The 17,044-nt window shown below is 36.6% G+C and carries 12 protein-coding genes; 2 read left to right on the plus strand and 10 right to left on the minus strand.

All coding sequences use genetic code 11. The features are described from left to right. Positions 1–23: 23 nt before the first annotated feature. Positions 24–779 carry an NUDIX hydrolase gene (locus ACODST_RS00305; RefSeq protein ID WP_488930123.1) on the minus strand — a complete coding sequence of 252 codons (756 nt, stop codon included), beginning with the start codon at positions 777–779 and terminating at the stop codon, positions 24–26. Between the two features lie 328 nt (positions 780–1,107). Here ACODST_RS00305 and ACODST_RS00310 point away from each other — a divergent pair, with 328 nt between their 5' ends. Together ACODST_RS00310 and ACODST_RS00315 are read left to right on the plus strand one after the other, a co-directional pair. Beyond that, positions 1,108–1,338 carry a hypothetical protein gene (locus tag ACODST_RS00310; protein ID WP_488930124.1) on the plus strand — a complete coding sequence of 77 codons (231 nt, stop codon included), beginning with the start codon at positions 1,108–1,110 and terminating at the stop codon, positions 1,336–1,338. A 142-nt stretch (positions 1,339–1,480) separates the two neighbouring features. Continuing rightward, on the plus strand, positions 1,481–3,502 hold the full coding sequence (locus ACODST_RS00315) for a hypothetical protein (protein ID WP_488930125.1): 2,022 nt from the start codon (positions 1,481–1,483) through the stop codon (positions 3,500–3,502). A 56-nt stretch (positions 3,503–3,558) separates the two neighbouring features. Here the strand turns inward: ACODST_RS00315 and ACODST_RS00320 are convergent, their stop codons facing one another. From ACODST_RS00320 to ACODST_RS00360, 9 genes are all read right to left on the minus strand, one after another. After that, a complete protein-coding gene (locus tag ACODST_RS00320) occupies positions 3,559–5,790 on the minus strand; it encodes a glycoside hydrolase family 3 N-terminal domain-containing protein (RefSeq protein ID WP_488930126.1) in 2,232 nt (743 codons plus the stop codon). A 14-nt stretch (positions 5,791–5,804) separates the two neighbouring features. Beyond that, entirely contained in the window at positions 5,805–7,229 is a 1,425-nt protein-coding gene (locus ACODST_RS00325; protein WP_488930127.1) for a glycoside hydrolase family 30 protein, read from the minus strand. Between the two features lie 2 nt (positions 7,230–7,231). Continuing rightward, positions 7,232–8,071, minus strand: coding sequence for an endonuclease/exonuclease/phosphatase family protein (locus tag ACODST_RS00330; protein WP_488930128.1), 840 nt, complete (start codon positions 8,069–8,071; stop codon positions 7,232–7,234). A gap of 133 nt (positions 8,072–8,204) precedes the next feature. Then, positions 8,205–9,956 carry a cellulase family glycosylhydrolase gene (locus tag ACODST_RS00335; protein ID WP_488930129.1) on the minus strand — a complete coding sequence of 584 codons (1,752 nt, stop codon included), beginning with the start codon at positions 9,954–9,956 and terminating at the stop codon, positions 8,205–8,207. Positions 9,957–9,986: 30 nt separating this feature from the next. Beyond that, entirely contained in the window at positions 9,987–11,459 is a 1,473-nt protein-coding gene (locus ACODST_RS00340) for a glycoside hydrolase family 30 protein (protein ID WP_488930130.1), read from the minus strand. 23 nt (positions 11,460–11,482) lie between these two features. Continuing rightward, positions 11,483–12,952, minus strand: a complete 1,470-nt coding sequence (locus tag ACODST_RS00345) for a glycoside hydrolase family 30 protein (protein ID WP_488930420.1) — start codon at positions 12,950–12,952, stop codon at positions 11,483–11,485. A 91-nt stretch (positions 12,953–13,043) separates the two neighbouring features. Then, positions 13,044–14,498, minus strand: coding sequence for a glycoside hydrolase family 30 protein (locus ACODST_RS00350; protein WP_488930131.1), 1,455 nt, complete (start codon positions 14,496–14,498; stop codon positions 13,044–13,046). A 136-nt stretch (positions 14,499–14,634) separates the two neighbouring features. Next, a complete protein-coding gene (locus ACODST_RS00355) occupies positions 14,635–15,471 on the minus strand; it encodes a hypothetical protein (RefSeq protein WP_488930132.1) in 837 nt (278 codons plus the stop codon). Positions 15,472–15,531: 60 nt separating this feature from the next. Further along, the gene (locus ACODST_RS00360; RefSeq protein WP_488930133.1) at positions 15,532–17,043 is read right to left on the minus strand and encodes a RagB/SusD family nutrient uptake outer membrane protein; all 1,512 of its coding nucleotides are present in this window, start codon (positions 17,041–17,043) and stop codon (positions 15,532–15,534) included. Position 17,044: the final 1 nt, after the last annotated feature.

The following is a 17,044-nucleotide window of genomic DNA, read 5'->3' on the forward strand; positions in this document are numbered from 1 at the left end:
TCTCAGGTCTTTTTATACATACTTTACCACCCCTGATTCAGTCCGTTTTTTAAGACTTCATCGTATTTTTCTTTGTCAAAAGAATAGAGGTTCGGGGCTTTGTGTGCTACATTGCTTTTCTTTTCGTCCAGTTTCGTCAGAATTCCAATATTGGTGATTTTACGCAGAAAATTTCGACGGTCCAGTTTTTTGTCCAAAATGGTTTCATATAACTTCTGAAGTTCCGGAATTGTAAATTTCTCAGGGAGTAAATTATATCCAACCGGCATTAAATTCAATTCAACTCTCAACGTATCAAGAGCTTTGTCCAGAATTTCACGATGATCCAGTATCAGGCCCGGAACTTCTTTATGATCAATCCATTCTACAATTTCGTGGCGGTTAACCGGATTAGGGAGTATCTTCGAGAAATCAACCAGGGCGTAATACCCAATGGTAACAAAACGGCGGGTAAGCCATTTTCCCTGTTCCGGACTGATACTTAAATACTCTAAAACTTCTTTGCCAAAATGATTATCATTTCGTTTGATCTTTCCAAAAGTTGAAAACTGTCTCAAAAAAACACCTTCGACTCCTGTTCTCTCATTTAAAACGGTTACAGCTGCCGTATCAATGTCCTGATCTACAGGAATAAATCCTCCCGGCAGCGACCATCGTTCATTATGCGGCACCTTAATCAGCAGCACTTTTAACTGATTATCATGAAAACCAAAAATCACACAATCTATAGAAAGTCCGGGCTGGTAATTTTCATTATTTTCTATAATAAATTTCAGCATTTGAATTTGTAATTAATCGTTTTTCAGATTTAAATGTAACCTGCAATTTACTTTATTTTTTACAACTGTAACCTTTTTTCAAAAAACCCGTCCTATAAAATATTCAGAATCAACAAAAAACTATAAGTGTACAAATCACAATTTTAGTTAAAATTACAAAACTAATTGAAAAAATGATTACATTGCGTCATAATAACACATTAGAAGTGTAAATTGTTAAAATTCATCCAAAAAGAAAGAAAAACACTACTCATTTGTTTGTTTTCGAAAGGAAGTAAGAATTAGAAATTAATGCGTGAGAATTATGAGTGCCAATCCGTTTAAAAATATGAACCAAAAAATTAGAACAAAAATCTGGTCTTCTTTCGGATTTGTTTCTAAGACGTATCTGCTTGAAGCTTCTTTAAAATACAGTGAAGAACAGGAAAGAATTTTTAATCAGGTAATTGAACGCGAGGTTAAGAATAAAAAAACAAAACGTGAGGCCCTTGACAAAGCCCTGCTTGAATCTTATAAGGGAATTGGCGCTATGGATTTTATAAATACGGTTTTAAAATAAGTTTAAAAGCTTTGTACATACAGCCTCACTAAAAGTGAGGCTTTTTTATTTAAATATCCTGATAATATCAACTGCAATTGTATATTTTTGTTATTCGCAAAAGTAAGAATATACGCTATTAAATTTTATAAACGCTATTATTATGGAAAACACGGCAGAATTAGAAAAATACAAAATTGAAAAACCGGACAGCTGGGCACCGGACATTGATGATGAACAGTTAATTGATTACATAAAGGAATCTGATTTCTCAAATAAACAAATTAGTGAAGGAAGGGACTACTGCTATTTTTTAGATAAAATTTACTACACCAGTAACAGCGAAAACAGCGAATATGCCTGTCTTGCTTATACACTGAACGAACCTTCTAATTTAGAAAACGCCTCGGCAATGGATATGGTGGTCGAAGAAAATGAAACCTATATCATACACCGAATAAGCGTATTACGGGAAGGGGTTCTAATTGATAAAATCCCGGATACTAAAATCAAAGTACTTGACAGTGAAAACCAGAGTGAAGGCGGTATACTGAGCAGCAATAAAAAAGTTAATATTACTATTAAAGACTTACGTTTATATGATGTTCTGATATTGGAAGATTCCAGGGTAAAGGTATTTACAGAACGTGATTTTATGCGAAAAGAATTCCTGAAACACGTTTGGATCAGTCCAAGCAATTACTGGGCTTACGGATCGTATAAGTTTACTTTTATCAACGATCGTGATCAGACAATTGCCTACAAAAAAGCTTTTTTCAGGGATGATCAGGGAGCGGTGCTGGAACCTGAAATCAATTATTTGAAAAAAGGAGAAAAATTTATCCTTCAAAAAGAGAATTACATCAACTATGTTGATACTAACCGCGAGATTGCGCCTTTTATTGATTTTGCAACCGACAGCAGCTGGACTGATCTTTCGAATTATATTTCACCTTTGTATGAAGAAATTTATCATAAATCGGCTCTTAAAGAATTTGCTCCAAAGCTGGCTGAAAAACTGGATGCCATTTCAGATAAAAACGAACAGCTGCAATTTGCCATTGATTATGTGCAAAACCATGTTTATTATGTATACAATGCCGATGAAATGAACGGACATAAACCGCAGGAACCTTCTGTAACTTATGAAAATAAACAGGGTGACTGCAAAGCCAAATCGGTTTTACTGAAAGTAGTTTTAGATTATATCCAGATTGATTCTTCGGTAATTTTAGTCAACTTCAATTCAGATCATTACATCAAACATTATCTGCCTTCGCTGCTTACTTTTAACCATGTAATTGTAAAAATCAAGTATAAGGATGAAACCTATTTTATTGATGCAACTGCAAGGGAGGAATTCGGACTAATTGAAAATCGTGGTTTTATTTACTTTCTGCATTATCTGGAGGTGAAACCAAATCAGGATTTACAAATTAGAAAACCCCATAAATTCTCTTATTACGGAATTAATGAAAAAGTAGATTTTAGTGCTCAGAATAATATAGGGCAGTTAAAATTGGCTACTACCTACAAAGGAAACCGCGCCAATTATATGCGTAAATATTTTAAAAATACAAACAAAAGAGAAATAATAGACAGCTGGAATAATTTCCTGTTTTATACCCTGAATTATTCGAATGACCGAAACGGAACGGACATCAGGACTATTTTTAAAGAAGCTTCTATTGATATTATCAGTGATGATAAAAAGCTGAATGAATTTACCATTCAGTACAATGCTTCTATTGAAAATCCGTATTTTACAGATGTTCAGAAAAATCGTTTCCTTATGTATTTTGACCGTAATGTAGTGAAAAATAATGCCCGTGATTTCATACACACCGATATCCCTTTCTGGCATAATTTTGACAACGAAAAGTACGAAATCCATCTGACAACTGATCAAAAAATAGATACTCAGGAAAAGTATACAGTTCAGGAAAGCACCATTACTAATCCGTATTTTGATTATACCAGCCGTAAAAAAGTATCTAAAAATGGAGCTTCTTTGTTTGTAGATTTTAAACCGCTGGTGAATTTAGAAATACCTTCGGAAGATTTTGAAAAATTCAGAAACGACCACCATACGGTTGCCGACAGTAATTTTGGTATTGGAATTGACATTATCGAGCAAGGATTCTTAAACCTGTTGAAATACAATTTTAAGAAACGTCTTAAATAATTTTACATCATAAAAAATGGGGCTTAACAGCCCCATTCTCATTTTAATCTATCTTACTAATTCGCCAGTAGTTCAAAATCTGATTTTAATTTAATATCAGCTGATGAAGCGCCGATCATAACTTCAAAATCTCCCGGCTCCGCTGTCCATTCTAATTTATCGTTATAGAAAGAAAGTTTTTCTTTGTCTATTGTAAATTCGATTGTTTTAGATTCTCCTGCATTTAATTTTACTTTCTGGAAATCTCTTAATTCTAAAACAGGACGTACCACTGATCCGAATTTATCTTTTATATACAGCTGAACTACTTCTTCTCCGGTTACTTTTCCAACATTTGATAACTGGAATGATACTTTAATGGTTTCGTTACTTTTGATTTTTGACGCAGAAAGTTTTAATCCTGAATACTCAAATTTAGTATAACTCAAACCGTACCCGAAAGGAAATTTAGGGGAATTTTTTAAATCGATATAAGCTGAAACATAATTTTTTGAATCTTCATCTTTAGCTGGTCTTCCGGTACTAAAATGATTGTAATAAATAGGAATCTGTCCTACTTCTCTCGGGAATGTTATTGGCAGTTTTCCTGACGGATTGTAATCTCCAAATAAAACATTGGCGATTGCATTTCCAGCTTCTGTACCTAACCACCACGTGTATACTACGGCAGGAACGTTATCGGCCGTCCAGTTAAAAACAAGAGGTCTTCCGGCATTAATTAAAACCACAACTGGTTTTCCTACTGCCTGAACTGCTTTTACTAAATCTTCCTGAACACCCGGTAAATGGATATCGCTTCGGCTTTTTGCCTCACCACTCATATCGTGTCTCTCTCCAATACTTAAAATAACAACATCAGCTTGTTTGGCTGCTGCAACTGCTTCTGCAAATCCATCTTTGTTATCTCCTGTAATATCACAGCCTTTTGCATAAATCAGTTTGGTGTTTTTACCTACTTTATTTTGTAAACCGTCCCATTGAGAAACTACCCATTTGTCATAATTAACATCCGGAAGTTCAACAGACCAGAATCCCATATTCGCTTTGTATTCTTTTACCATAGGTCCGATAAAAGCAATTGTTTTAACAGTTTTGGAAATAGGTAAAGTCTGGTTTTCATTTTTCAGTAAAACGATACTTTTTTCGGCTACTTCAAGGGCGGCTTTTCGGTTTGCCGGATTAGCTAATACTTTTTCAGCTCTTTTATCGTCAGAATAACGGTAAGGATCATCAAATAAACCTAATTCGAATTTCTTGCGAAGAATACGTTTTACAGCGTCATCAATTAAATCAATTGATACCCGGCCTTCTTTTACTAATTGAGCCAGATTGTAACGATAAGCATTACTTTCCATATCCATATCACTTCCGGCAATAATGGCTGAGTAAGCCGCTTCTTTCAGGTCTTTAGAATAACCGTGGGCCACCATTTCTCCAATTGATCCCCAGTCAGAAACTACAAATCCCTGAAAATTCCATTTTCCTTTTAAAATATCTCTTTGTAAATGAGCATTTCCGGTTGCCGGAATTCCGTTTACATCATTAAAGGAATTCATAAAAGTGGCTGCTCCGGCATCTAATGCTGCTTTAAACGGAGGCAGATACGTTTCCCATAACATTCTTTCACTCATATCTACCGAGTTGTAATCTCTTCCTCCTACACCGGCTCCATAGGCGGCAAAGTGTTTTACGCAGGCCAAAACCGAGTTTAAATCTCCCAATTTATTTCCCTGAAAACCTTTTACCCTTGCATAGGCAATTTTAGATCCCAGGTAAGTATCTTCTCCGGCACCTTCCATAACACGTCCCCAGCGAGGATCACGGCTGATATCGACCATTGGCGCAAATGTCCAGTGAATTCCGCTTGCAGAAGCTTCTTCGGCAGCGACTCTTGCGGCTAATTCAATGGCCTGCAAATCCCAGCTCGCAGCCTCGGCTAACGGAAGAGGGAAAGTAGTTTTGTAGCCGTGAATCACATCCTGTCCAAATAATAATGGAATTTTAAGACGGGACTGCATGGCCAGTTCCTGATATTGTCTGGTGTATTTTGTTCCGATGATGTTGAGCATCGAACCTACTAAACCGGCTTTAATTTCAGCCTGTTTGTTCGGATTTATGGTAATTGGGCCTGTTGCCTGATTATCGCCCGTGTATTGATTGAGCTGACCTATTTTTTCTTCAATAGTCATCTTCTTCAACAAGGCATTTACTTTCTGATCGATTGTTTCTTGTTGTGCCGCCGCAAAAAGCGAAACCATCAACAAGGCAAATGTGGTTATTTTTTTCATGAAGTTAGTATTGGTTACCAAACGTAAGTGGCTGCTGCACCTGCATTTAATGTAGTTGAAATTTGTTTTTGATTGTATTTTATATTGAATGTTTCTGCCGAAGCTCCGTCATTTTCTACGATCAAAACAATTTTTCCTTCTGGTGTCTTAAATGCCACATTATACAAATTACCGCTTACATTACTGCCAATTCTAACGGAACCTTCAGGAACAAATTTAGAAGCATGGCCAATAATGTAATAGCCTACTTCTCTTTTTATATTCTGATTTTGATCAATCATTAATGCACCTTTACAAGTTGAACAACCACCTGGTGTAAAAGGTTTGTAATACTCATCATTTGCTAATCCCCATGAAAGGGCATTTTTGCTCCAGTTACGCATAGAACCAATTACAACATTTTTCACACTCCATTTCAAATCATTTTCAAAACTGCTTCCTGATCCGGTGTATTGTTCGGTAAAATACAAATCTTTATTGGGAAATTCATTATGCACGATTGTTAAAGCACTAATATCCCCTTCATATAAATGAAAAGCGGAACCTGTAACGAAAGGATTTGCCTTACTGTCTCTTAAAATGGTCAAAGGATATTCGGGTTTGTTACAGTTGTGGTCATACACAATAATTTTGGTTTTTATTCCGGCTGCTTTAAAAGCAGGGCCTAAATGATTTCCAATAAAATCGGCCTGCTGTTCTGCCAGCATTAACAAACTCGGATTATTACCCGGGTGTAAAGGCTCGTTTTGCGGCGTGATAGCGTCAATTGTAATTCCGTGCGATTTCATCGCCTGAATATATTTTACAAAATACTGGGCATAAACTCCATAATATTTCGGCTGTAAACTTCCTCCTTTTGAGCTTCCGTTGTCTTTCATCCAAACTGGCGGAGACCACGGAGAACCCATAATTTTAATCTTAGGATTTATTTTTAAGATGTCCTGTAATACCGGAATGACATCATTTAAATCTGGTCCAAGGTTAAAATGTTCCAGTTTTAAATCGGTCTGGCCTTCCGGCATATCATCATACGAAAAAACTTTCTCGTTCAAGTCTGATGCTCCAATACTAATACGCAGGTAACTTAAACCAATAGCGTCGTCTTTTCTGGAAAACAATTCCTGAAGCAGGGCTTCTTTTTTTGCTTTATCCAGTTTGATGATGGCCTGAGCACTTCCTCCTGTTAAAGAAAACCCGAAACCTTCTATAGTCTGGAATTTTTCAGAAGGATTTACTTCAATAGTCGGGTTAGAATTAGTCTCTGTACTAAAAACCAAATCATTCTGTTTTTTTAGTTTTGAAGTTTCATCTGTCGTTGTAATCCAGGATTCTGCTTTTCCGGAACTGGACGCAGCGCCTGACGAAGATCCGCATTTTAGCTGCATCGCAATAAGCGGCAGTAAAAGCAGGATTTGAAGTTTTTTGTTGATGTTTTTCATGTTTAATCTATTTCTATTAAAACAGGTAAGTGATCCGAAGGATATTTTAAATCTTTGGAATCACTCAGCACTGCATGTTTCTGAATGGTAAGTCCGCTATTTTTTGAAATAAAAATATAATCCAGCAATAAGGTTACCGGTTCATTGTGTTTAAAATCGTTAAATGTTCCGGACGGGCCAAAAGGTTTCTCTTTTGAAACGTCTTTGGTATCGTCCATTACTTTTTTAATTTCTGCAATTTGGGCTGTTTCAGGTTCTGAATTAAAATCACCCATTAAAAAAGCAGGGTATTTTTTGGTATTTAATTCCTTCATTTTTGAGAGCACCAGCTGAACTCCTTTCACTCTTGCTACTTCACCCATGTGATCCAAATGCAGGTTGAAAACGTAAAATGTTTTTTTTGTTTTTAAATCTTTAAAAAGTCCATACGTACAAACTCTGTTACAAGCGGCATCCCAGCCTCTGGAAACGGTATTTGGTGTTTCTGAAAGCCAAAACGTATTCGAATCCAGCAGTTTGAAACGGTCTTTTTTATAATAAATGGTACAAGCTTCACCTAATCCTCCTTCTTCTCTTCCAACTCCAAATTTGTTGTAATCAGGCAGAGCCGAAGCAATATTGATAACCTGATTTGGCGTTGCTTCCTGAACCCCAAAAATATCAGGACTGTAAAACTGAATCTGGGAAGTAAAGTAATCTTTTCGGTTTGGCCATGCATTTTCTCCGTCAGAAGCAACATCCAGACGAATATTATAGGTCATCAATTTTAAATTTTGACCATAAAATGAACCGCTCACCAAAAGGAGCATTACGACTAAAACAATTGTATTTATCTTTTTCATATTTAAAAAATTTTAATCCGTAAAGCTAGTGTTTACCTAACCTCAAAGAAAAAAACTTATTTAAAAGTTATGTTAATTATCTGTACTATGATCATCAATATCAGGTATATCATCCTGTGTAATTTTTTAAACCCTATTTTTTTGAACTGCCTTCTTTGCTTTCTGAAAAATCTAAATAATTCAAATTGAAACCTCCTTTATCAAAAACAACTTTAATTTTATGTTCTCCGGCAGTTAATTCAAGATCCGGTAAAACAATGGTTTTCCATTTATCGTTTCCTCCCGTTGCCGGTAATGAAACTGTATTTGATTTTGTATTTCCCGTTTCTAAATGGAGTCTTCCTTCTGTTTCGCCTGAATAACGGATAGCCACGTTGTAATTTGCTTGTTTTTTAACCTGAGTTGTAAACAGAAGCCATTCGCCATCTTCAATAAATGAAACCTGATATCCCGCTGATCCGGCATCTTTACAAGGCAGAATATCAACACCATCATTGCGCATGCTGTTTCCTTTATTCCAGTCTTCAAATTGGTTGGTTTCTGATCTGTAATTCACAAAATCTTTATCGGAATATGCATAACCATTTGTTCCTAAATCATAATGCACTGCTGCAATTTTACCGGGAATACTCTTCTTTTTATACGGTTTGGTATCATTGGTCTGAACCTGTCTGAACATCGCATCAATTACGTCCGGTTTAACGGTTACATTTTCCATTTTGTAATTATCTGCCATTTTCATTAATGCTTTTTTAGAAAATGAAACAGATGGTTTTTGACCGCCGTCTTTCCAATATTTCAATAAGACATCATATTCCGGAATTTTGGTAACCGAGGTTACTCCGGCAATATTTTCTATTTTTTTCATTGGCCAGAAAGCCCATCCTATGTTGTTTCTTTCAACTAAAGTCAGGACATCTTTGAACCAGACATTGGAGTTTTCGCCGCTCTCACCTAACCAGATTGGAACGTTGTACTGTGCTCTGTAATCCAGCATTTTCCGGATAGATTCCTGAGTATTATAGCTCCAGTATTTATGGAAACTCAAAGCCATATTATCATCCCATAAAGGAAAAATCCCGTTATAGTTGTTTCCCCAGCAGTTTCCTTCTATAAAAATTAAGTGATTGTTATCTACTTCACGTATGGCTTTTGTTACAGCAACCATCAAGTTCCGCAATGGCCCGTTTGAGTTTTCATCGCAGCCATTTTTATTGGATCCGGTAAAATTCCAGTTTGGTTCGTTGATAATATCGTAAGCCCCAATCCACTGCTTATCCCTGTAACGCGAAGCCAGTTTTTTCCATAAAGCAATCATTTTTTTCTGATTGGCTTCACTTTCCCAAAGTGATGGTTTAGTGGTATCATAATCAGAAATAGCGGCATCATTGCCTTGTCCGCCCGGTGCTGCATGTAAATCTAAAATCAGATACATTTTGTTGGCTTCGCACCACTTCAACAAGTTATCGGTCATGGTAAAACCTTCTTCAATCCAGGTTATTTCACCATTTTTTTCCTGCTCAATTGGCGGTGTATATACATTATAATGCATAGGAAGCCTGATGGAATTGAATCCCCAGGCTGCCAATGAATCTATATCTCGTTTCGTAATTCCGTTTGCTTTGTAAGCGGCATAAAACTCTTTGGTTCCCTGCTCGCCAATAACATCCTGAATTTTCTGTCTGATCTGGTATTGCGGACTGGCAAATGGCTGGGTCTGCAGCATATAACCTTCCTGGACCATCCATCCGCCAAGGCCTAACCCTCTCAAAACAATGTTATTCCCATTTCCGTCAACTATCTTCTGGCCATCTCTGTGTAAAAAGCCCTGACTGAATGCTGTTATAGAAAATAAGAACTGTAATGTGATTACTAATTTTTTCATATGAAAACTATCTGAATCTGTTTTCTGTTCTTATTTCCATGTATAAGTCCCAACATCTCCTGCTGCAAGAGAAGTAGTAACCCATTTATCATTAAATTTAATATTGAAGGTTTCTGTTGCAGAACCGTCATTTTCTACAATCAGCACTTTTGATCCCGAAGGGGTAATGAAAGCCACATTCTGTAAATTACCGCTTGAGTTACTTGCTATTCTTACTGAACCGGCAGGAACAAATTTTGAAGCATGGGCAATGATATAATAGGCTACATTACGCTGAAAATTTTCGCTTGAAGTTATGGTTAAAGCTCCTTTGCACATTGTACAGCCTCCATCAGTATGAGGCCCAAAATTACCATTGTTGGCTAAATTCCATTCTAAGGCATTTTTGCTGTAATTTCTCATTGAACCAATAATTACATTTCTGACATGCCATTTTAAATCTCCTCCAAAATCACCTGTAGAAGAGGTCCATTGTTCTGTAAAATAGACATTTTTAGTTGGATAAGAATTGTAAACATTTGTCAGTGCACTAATATCACCAGCATATAAATGGAAAGCTGACCCGTCTACAAATGGGAACGCATCCGTATCGGCCAGAATTGATTTTGGATAATTTGGATTATCGCAATTATGATCGTAAGCAATAATTTTTGTTGTTAAATTTGCAGCTTTAAAAGCAGGCCCTAAATTATTTTTAATAAAGGCTCCCTGTTCAACAGCGGTCATATGCATACTAGGATTGTTTCCGTCATGCAGCGGTTCGTTTTGCGGAGTTACAGCATCAATTGTAATTCCCTCAGCTTTCATCAGCTGAATGTATTTTACAAAATACTTAGCATACACATCGTAGTATTCTGTTTTAAGATTTCCTCCAATAAAACTGTCTTTGTCTTTCATCCAAAGCGGTGCTGACCATGGCGTTGCTAAAATTAAAATTTTAGGATTAATGGCCAGAATTTCTTTAAGAAGGGCTATTACACCATTTTTATCTTTTTCTAAACTAAATTTTGCCAGGTTTAAATCTGTTTCACCTGCAGTCAGATCATTATAAGTAAAAGGAGCTGCATTTAAATCTGAGGCTCCAATGCTAATTCTCAGGTAACTCACCCCAATTGAATTGGCTCCTGTTCCAAATAACTCCTGCAAAAGGGCACTCTTTTTTGAAGCAGTCAACTGGTTAATCATTTCGGCACTTCCTCCTGTCAGGGTATATCCAAAACCATCAACTGTCTGATACTTTTGAGCAGGATTTACCTCAATATTAGTATAGGTATTACCCGTTGTCGCAAATCCAAGTTTCCCTGTTTGTTTTGTTAACAGTACACTCTGATCTCCTTTTGTCAGCCAAAAATCAACATCATTAGTAACTACAACCGGAGGGTTTACTACCGGAGGATTTACAACCGGATCAACAGCGTCATTAGATGAAGAGCATTTAACCTGGGTCATTACAGCTGCTGTAAAAAATAATGCCTTTACTGTGTTTTTTAAATTTAATTTCATTTTTAAGTTTTTTAGTACCGTACTTAGTATACAATAGTCTGTATGGAATGTGCCGGGATAGTTATAGTATTTTGCAAATCGTGGTTTAAGAGGGTATAAACAATCTCGTTTTCTGACTGGTTCATGACAATGGTTACTATTTTGTCATCAGAATTTTTAAAAGAGGTGCTTATTAGTTTTTTGTCACTTACTGTTTGAATTATTCTTTTTGCATCAGGACGAATGAACTTTGAAAAATGACCTATATAATAATACATTGGTGTATAGATTAACTCATCTTTGGTAACGTCAGCATGAATCGGGGCAAAACAGAAATTCCCGACATGGTTAGGTCCGCCATTCTGGTCCAAAAGAATATTCCAGTCTGTCCAGCCTACTGTTCCATTATTGAAATCGTTAATCATGTTAAGTCCGTAGCGTTCTGCATTGCCCCAAAACTGGTATCTGGAAGCATCAAATTTTTCGATACAGCCTTCTGTAAAAAGTAAATTTTTATTTGGAAAAGCTTTATGCACTTCCCCTACTGATTCAAATTTAGGAGTTCCGCCATTCCAGGTTTCGTACCAGTGAAATCCAATTCCCCAGGCATATTTTGAAACTGCCGGATCCGAAAAAACAAGCTGGGCTCTTTTGGTCAGCATATCTCCGCGATTGTGGTCCCAGATGATCACGTTTTTAGAACTCAGTCCTTCTTTTTCGAGAGTAGGCCCAAGGAAATTCTTTAGAAAATCCCTTTCGGCTTCGGGAGTGTAGATACAGGATTCCCAACGCTGTTTTGCCATTGGCTCATTCTGAATGGTTAATCCCCAAACCGGAATTCCCTCTTTTTCATAAGCTTTTATAAATTTGGCATAATAGTTTGCCCATGCCTGTGCAAATTCAGGCAATAAAACGCCGCCGTGCAAAATATCATTATTGTCTTTCATGAAAGCTGGGGGACTCCATGGACTAACAAATAAGGTTAATTTCCCGCCGGCCGTTTCGATTGCACTTTTTAATAATGGAATTCTATATTTTTTATCGTGATCAATACTGAAGGTTTTCAGTTCTTTATCTCCTTCGGCTATATATGTATAACTGTCACTGCTAAAATCGCAGCTGTGAATGTTGGTTCTGGCTAAAGTGTAGCCTATTCCTTTATTTTTATCGTAGTAAGCGGTTAGGAATTCTTTTTGTTTTTTGGGAGAAAGTTTAGCAAAAACTTCGGCACTGGCATCTGTAACGGCTCCGCCGATACCTAAAAAGGTCTGATCTGTTTTTTCAGGATCTAATGTAATAGAAACTGTTGCTTTTTTTTGTTGTGAAGCAGTGTTTGAAACTAAATCATCAGACAGCGATAATCTTAAACTACTATTTTCGGCCGTAGTATAAACCGTAATTTTTTTATTGGTTCCGGATGCTGAAACAGCTGATCCGCTGGTTGTTTTTGATGTTGAACAACTGATTTGTGAGACTATTAATGAGGCTAATATGATTCTGTTGATGGTTTTCATTGTTACTTCAAAAAACATTTTACTTTAAATTAAGAAAGGTGGGGATTGAATTGGATGATTCAAATCAATCCCCGGATTAACTCAAAAAATATTAATAAACAAGTGTCTGAATAGCGTGGGCAGGAATTCTCACTACTGTCTTCTCTGCTGCTATAATCAGATTATAGGTCATTTCTTTGTCTGTTTTGTTCATTACAATTGTGGCCATAGTACCGTCCGTATTTAAGAATGATGTACTTAACAGCCCGCTTCTGCTTACCGCTGAACTAACTCTGATTGCATCTAATCGGATAAATTTTGAAAAATGTCCAATATAGTAATACGATGGTGTGTAAATTAATTCGCCTGTTGTAGTATCAGCATGGATGGGTGCGAAACAGAAGTTTCCAACATGGTTAGGTCCTCCGTTCTGATCTAAAAGAATATTCCAGTCGGTCCAGCCAGCAGTTCCGTTATTGAAATCATTAATCATCGAAATGCCGTAACGCTCTCCATTCCCCCAAAACTGATATTTTGCGGCATCAAATTTTTCAACACAACCTTCGGTAAACAATAGTTTTTTATCCGGATAAGCTTCGTTTACTTTCCCTACATTTTCGAACATAGAATCTCCCCCGGACCAGTTTTCGTACCAGTGAAACCCCATTCCCCAAACATATTTGGACGCTTCCGGATCAGAGTAAATTACATTGGCTCTGTAATTCATTAAATCACGGTTATGATCCCAGGCAATGATTTTTACGTTTCCTAATTTTTCTTTTTTCAGTGTTGGCCCTAAGAAGTTTTTAATAAAGTCTCTTTCGGCTTCAGCGGTATAAATACAAGATTCCCAGGTCTGAACAGCCATTGGCTCATTTTGGGTTGAAGTTCCCCAGATAGGAATACCTTCTTTTTCATACTCTTTTATAAACTTTGCATAAAAGTCTGCCCAGGTCTGATAATATTCCGGAAGTAATGTCCCTCCTTTTAATACATTTCCGTTGCTCTTCATAAAAGCATTTGGAGACCAGGGTGCGACATAGGTCAATAATTTACCGCCTGCTGTCTGGATGGCCTGTTTGATTAACGGAATACGAAACTGCCTGTCATGATCAATAGTAAAAGTCTTTAAATCTTTATCCCCTTCCTGAATATAGGAATAACTTCCACTGCTAAAATCAGAGCTTTGTATCGTGGTTCTTAGCAAAGAATAGCCAATTCCTTTTTGTTTATCATAATAGGCATTTAAAAATTCAGTTTGTTTTTCTTTTGAAAGTTTAGCAAAAATTTCGGCACTCGCATCAGTTATGGCACCTCCGATTCCCATAAAAGTCTGAAACTTTTTAGAAGGCTCTACAAAAACAGATATTTCTGTTTCAAGAGGTTGTTTAGATGCTGAAAAAGTCAAATTATCAGTTGCTGTTAATTTCAAATTTGAATTTTCAGCAGTAGTATAAACTGTTATTTTTTTTCCGCTGGTTGTAAATTCTTTCTTTGCCTTTGTCTGCTGGGCGATAGCCGAAACTGTAAACAAAAAACACAGAAATTTTAAAGTATTTTTTTTCATTCTTTCCTTATTTTTTTAATTCTAAAAAGAAGTTTTTGCAGAAACTTATTTTCTGACCGCCTAAGGATTTAAAAATAGCCCATACTCATAATGATTATGGGCTATTTACAACCAAACTTAAACTTAACTTAAACTTTTATTTTCCTCTAAATTCTATTTTTGATACTGTAATTCCGTCTTTTGTAAACTTGTTACCTCCAGAACGGATTAGTAAATAGATTTTTCCTGACTCAGAGAATTTTACAACATTGGAAACTGTAGCTGTTTTGTCATTTTTCACACATCCAACCTGAGAAAGCATTCCTGAAAAACCACCTTTTGCACAGCCGTCCCAAGTACTTAATCCCATTACTTTGTTGTCTTTGTATTCAACACCGGATACCGGAAGAGATGTGCCTGCATATACTTCAAACCATGTTTCATCAGAACCGCTAAGTGCAGACACGAACATGTCAATAGTATATTCTTTATCTTTTACAACATCAATTGCCTGATAAATTCCTTCTTGCGCCCATCCTCCTGGCGAGTGAATCGTTGCACTGTTATTAGCGTATGACCAGAAAGCCGCGCCTGTAGCACTAAGATTTAAAACAGTCCATTTGGCCTGATCCTCTGCAGTTGCAAAAGATCCTCCCTGAACTAAATTTCCTTTTAAAGGATCTGTTGTGGCCACTACTAACTGTTTAGATGCGGTAGCTTTACCTCCTCCGGCTCCAATAGCCGTTTGGGTAATCGTATAAGTTCCTGCATCAGGGAAGGAAACTTCCTGTATTCCTTTTCCAATATAATCTCCATTTCCGGTATTCCAGATTGATTTTAAAACGACATTGGTCTTTGCTACCAGATTGTACGTATTTACTTTTCCCTCTACAGGAACAATATCAAAAGATGCATCAACATTATCATTCGTTAATCCATTATTTACAAAAGAATCTTCCGGCTGACAACTAGTAAAACTTAATACAGCTGTCATAAAAAACAATATTAAAAACCCTTGTTTTTTCATTACATTTATTTTCATATGATAAGATTATTAATAGTTTGGATTTTGTACAAGTTTAGTATTCTCTAAATCTTTTTGCGGGATTGGCCAAATTTCATTTTTACCAGCCACAAATCCGTCTCCTGCAAGTACAGTTGCTGCTTTTCCGGTTCTTACTAAATCAAACCAGCGGTGTCCTTCACCAGCCAATTCTAATCTTCTTTCGTTAGCAATAGCATCCAAAGAAACTGGTACTGAACCTAAACCTACTCTCGCACGTACAGCATCCAGTAAAGCCTGTGCTCTTGCTCCTGTTCCGCCTAAAGCTTCTGCTTCCATTAAATAAGTATCTGCTAAACGGATTGCATACGTATCTTGTTTATAATTTAAAGCTGTTGCTCCACCTCCTGATGAAGTATCTGAGTTTAATGGCATAAATTTCTTTAAGAAATATCCGGTATCCTGATCTTTTGGTCCCCAATTAGCAATACCAGCTGCTTTTAGAGCTGCCATATCCAAAATAGTTGCATCAAAACGAGGGTCCCCTTTCATAAAATTATATAAGCTAGGTGTAACAGTGTTAAAACTCCATCCGGAAATATAATCTGGTACCAGTGCAGGTATTGTTCTTGAAAAATCTCTAGGTCCTACCATAATATTTACAGAATTCCCTTCGTCTGCTCCTCCACCCCAGAAATCCCAGTTTGCATTACTTTTATCAGTATGCATAATTTCAATAATCGCTTCTGAGTTAAATTTGTTGCTGATTACCCATAGATCAGAAAATTTATCCAGTAATTTATAGCCATACATGCTTGTACCTCCCGGAGTTCCGTTTACAGCAGCTAATTCTGCTGCGGCCAATGAATTTTTTCCTTCGTATAAATATACTTTTCCTAATAAAGCCTGTACAGAACCTTTAGAAAAACGACCGGCTTCTGTTGCGATATCAACTGTATTTGGCAAACCTGCTTTTGCTTCAATTAAGTCTCTTTCTATTTGTGCATACACTTCTTCCGGACTAACCTGAGTACTGTTATATCCTTCTGCTGGCGAAATTGGAGTTAGAATTAATGGTAAATTCCTGAATGTTCTTACCAGTTCAAAATAGTAATAGCCGCGTAATGCTTTTGCTTCTGCTCCAAAACGTACTTTTTTAGCATCAGACATATCTACAGTAGGTAATTTCTCCAACAAGATATTGGCTCTGGCAATTCCCTGGAAAAAGTCACCCCAAAAACTTCTTGGCATAATTATTTCATCAAGCTTATAATTATCAAAACCATGAATACCAGCCCCGTCTCCAGGTCCTCCTCCTCCAGCATAAAAATCATCAGAACCTGCATTAAGCATACAGATCATGTTTTCAAAACCTTTAGATTGTTTTCCCATAATATCATAAGCAGCAATCAGTGCAGAATATGCTTCAGACTCATCTTTGTAATAATTATCTACCAACGGAAGTCCTTTTGGATCAACTGTTAAAAAATCTTCACCGCAAGAATAGCTAAGAAGCAACAATCCTACTGCAGCAAATGAATATTTTATATTTTTAATTTTCATA

The sequence above is a fragment of the Flavobacterium sp. FG19 genome, from assembly GCF_057809475.1.

Coding starts and splice junctions, on each gene's coding strand:
- ACODST_RS00315 (WP_488930125.1), top strand. CDS start 1,481: ATGGAAAACACGGCAGAATTAGAAAAATACAAAATTGAAAAACCGGAC.
- ACODST_RS00320 (WP_488930126.1), bottom strand. CDS start 5,790: ATGAAAAAAATAACCACATTTGCCTTGTTGATGGTTTCGCTTTTTGCG.
- ACODST_RS00355 (WP_488930132.1), bottom strand. CDS start 15,471: ATGACAGCTGTATTAAGTTTTACTAGTTGTCAGCCGGAAGATTCTTTT.
- ACODST_RS00350 (WP_488930131.1), bottom strand. CDS start 14,498: ATGAAAAAAAATACTTTAAAATTTCTGTGTTTTTTGTTTACAGTTTCG.
- ACODST_RS00340 (WP_488930130.1), bottom strand. CDS start 11,459: ATGAAATTAAATTTAAAAAACACAGTAAAGGCATTATTTTTTACAGCA.
- ACODST_RS00360 (WP_488930133.1), bottom strand. CDS start 17,043: ATGAAAATTAAAAATATAAAATATTCATTTGCTGCAGTAGGATTGTTG.
- ACODST_RS00310 (WP_488930124.1), top strand. CDS start 1,108: ATGAACCAAAAAATTAGAACAAAAATCTGGTCTTCTTTCGGATTTGTT.
- ACODST_RS00330 (WP_488930128.1), bottom strand. CDS start 8,071: ATGAAAAAGATAAATACAATTGTTTTAGTCGTAATGCTCCTTTTGGTG.
- ACODST_RS00345 (WP_488930420.1), bottom strand. CDS start 12,952: ATGAAAACCATCAACAGAATCATATTAGCCTCATTAATAGTCTCACAA.
- ACODST_RS00325 (WP_488930127.1), bottom strand. CDS start 7,229: ATGAAAAACATCAACAAAAAACTTCAAATCCTGCTTTTACTGCCGCTT.
- ACODST_RS00305 (WP_488930123.1), bottom strand. CDS start 779: ATGCTGAAATTTATTATAGAAAATAATGAAAATTACCAGCCCGGACTT.
- ACODST_RS00335 (WP_488930129.1), bottom strand. CDS start 9,956: ATGAAAAAATTAGTAATCACATTACAGTTCTTATTTTCTATAACAGCA.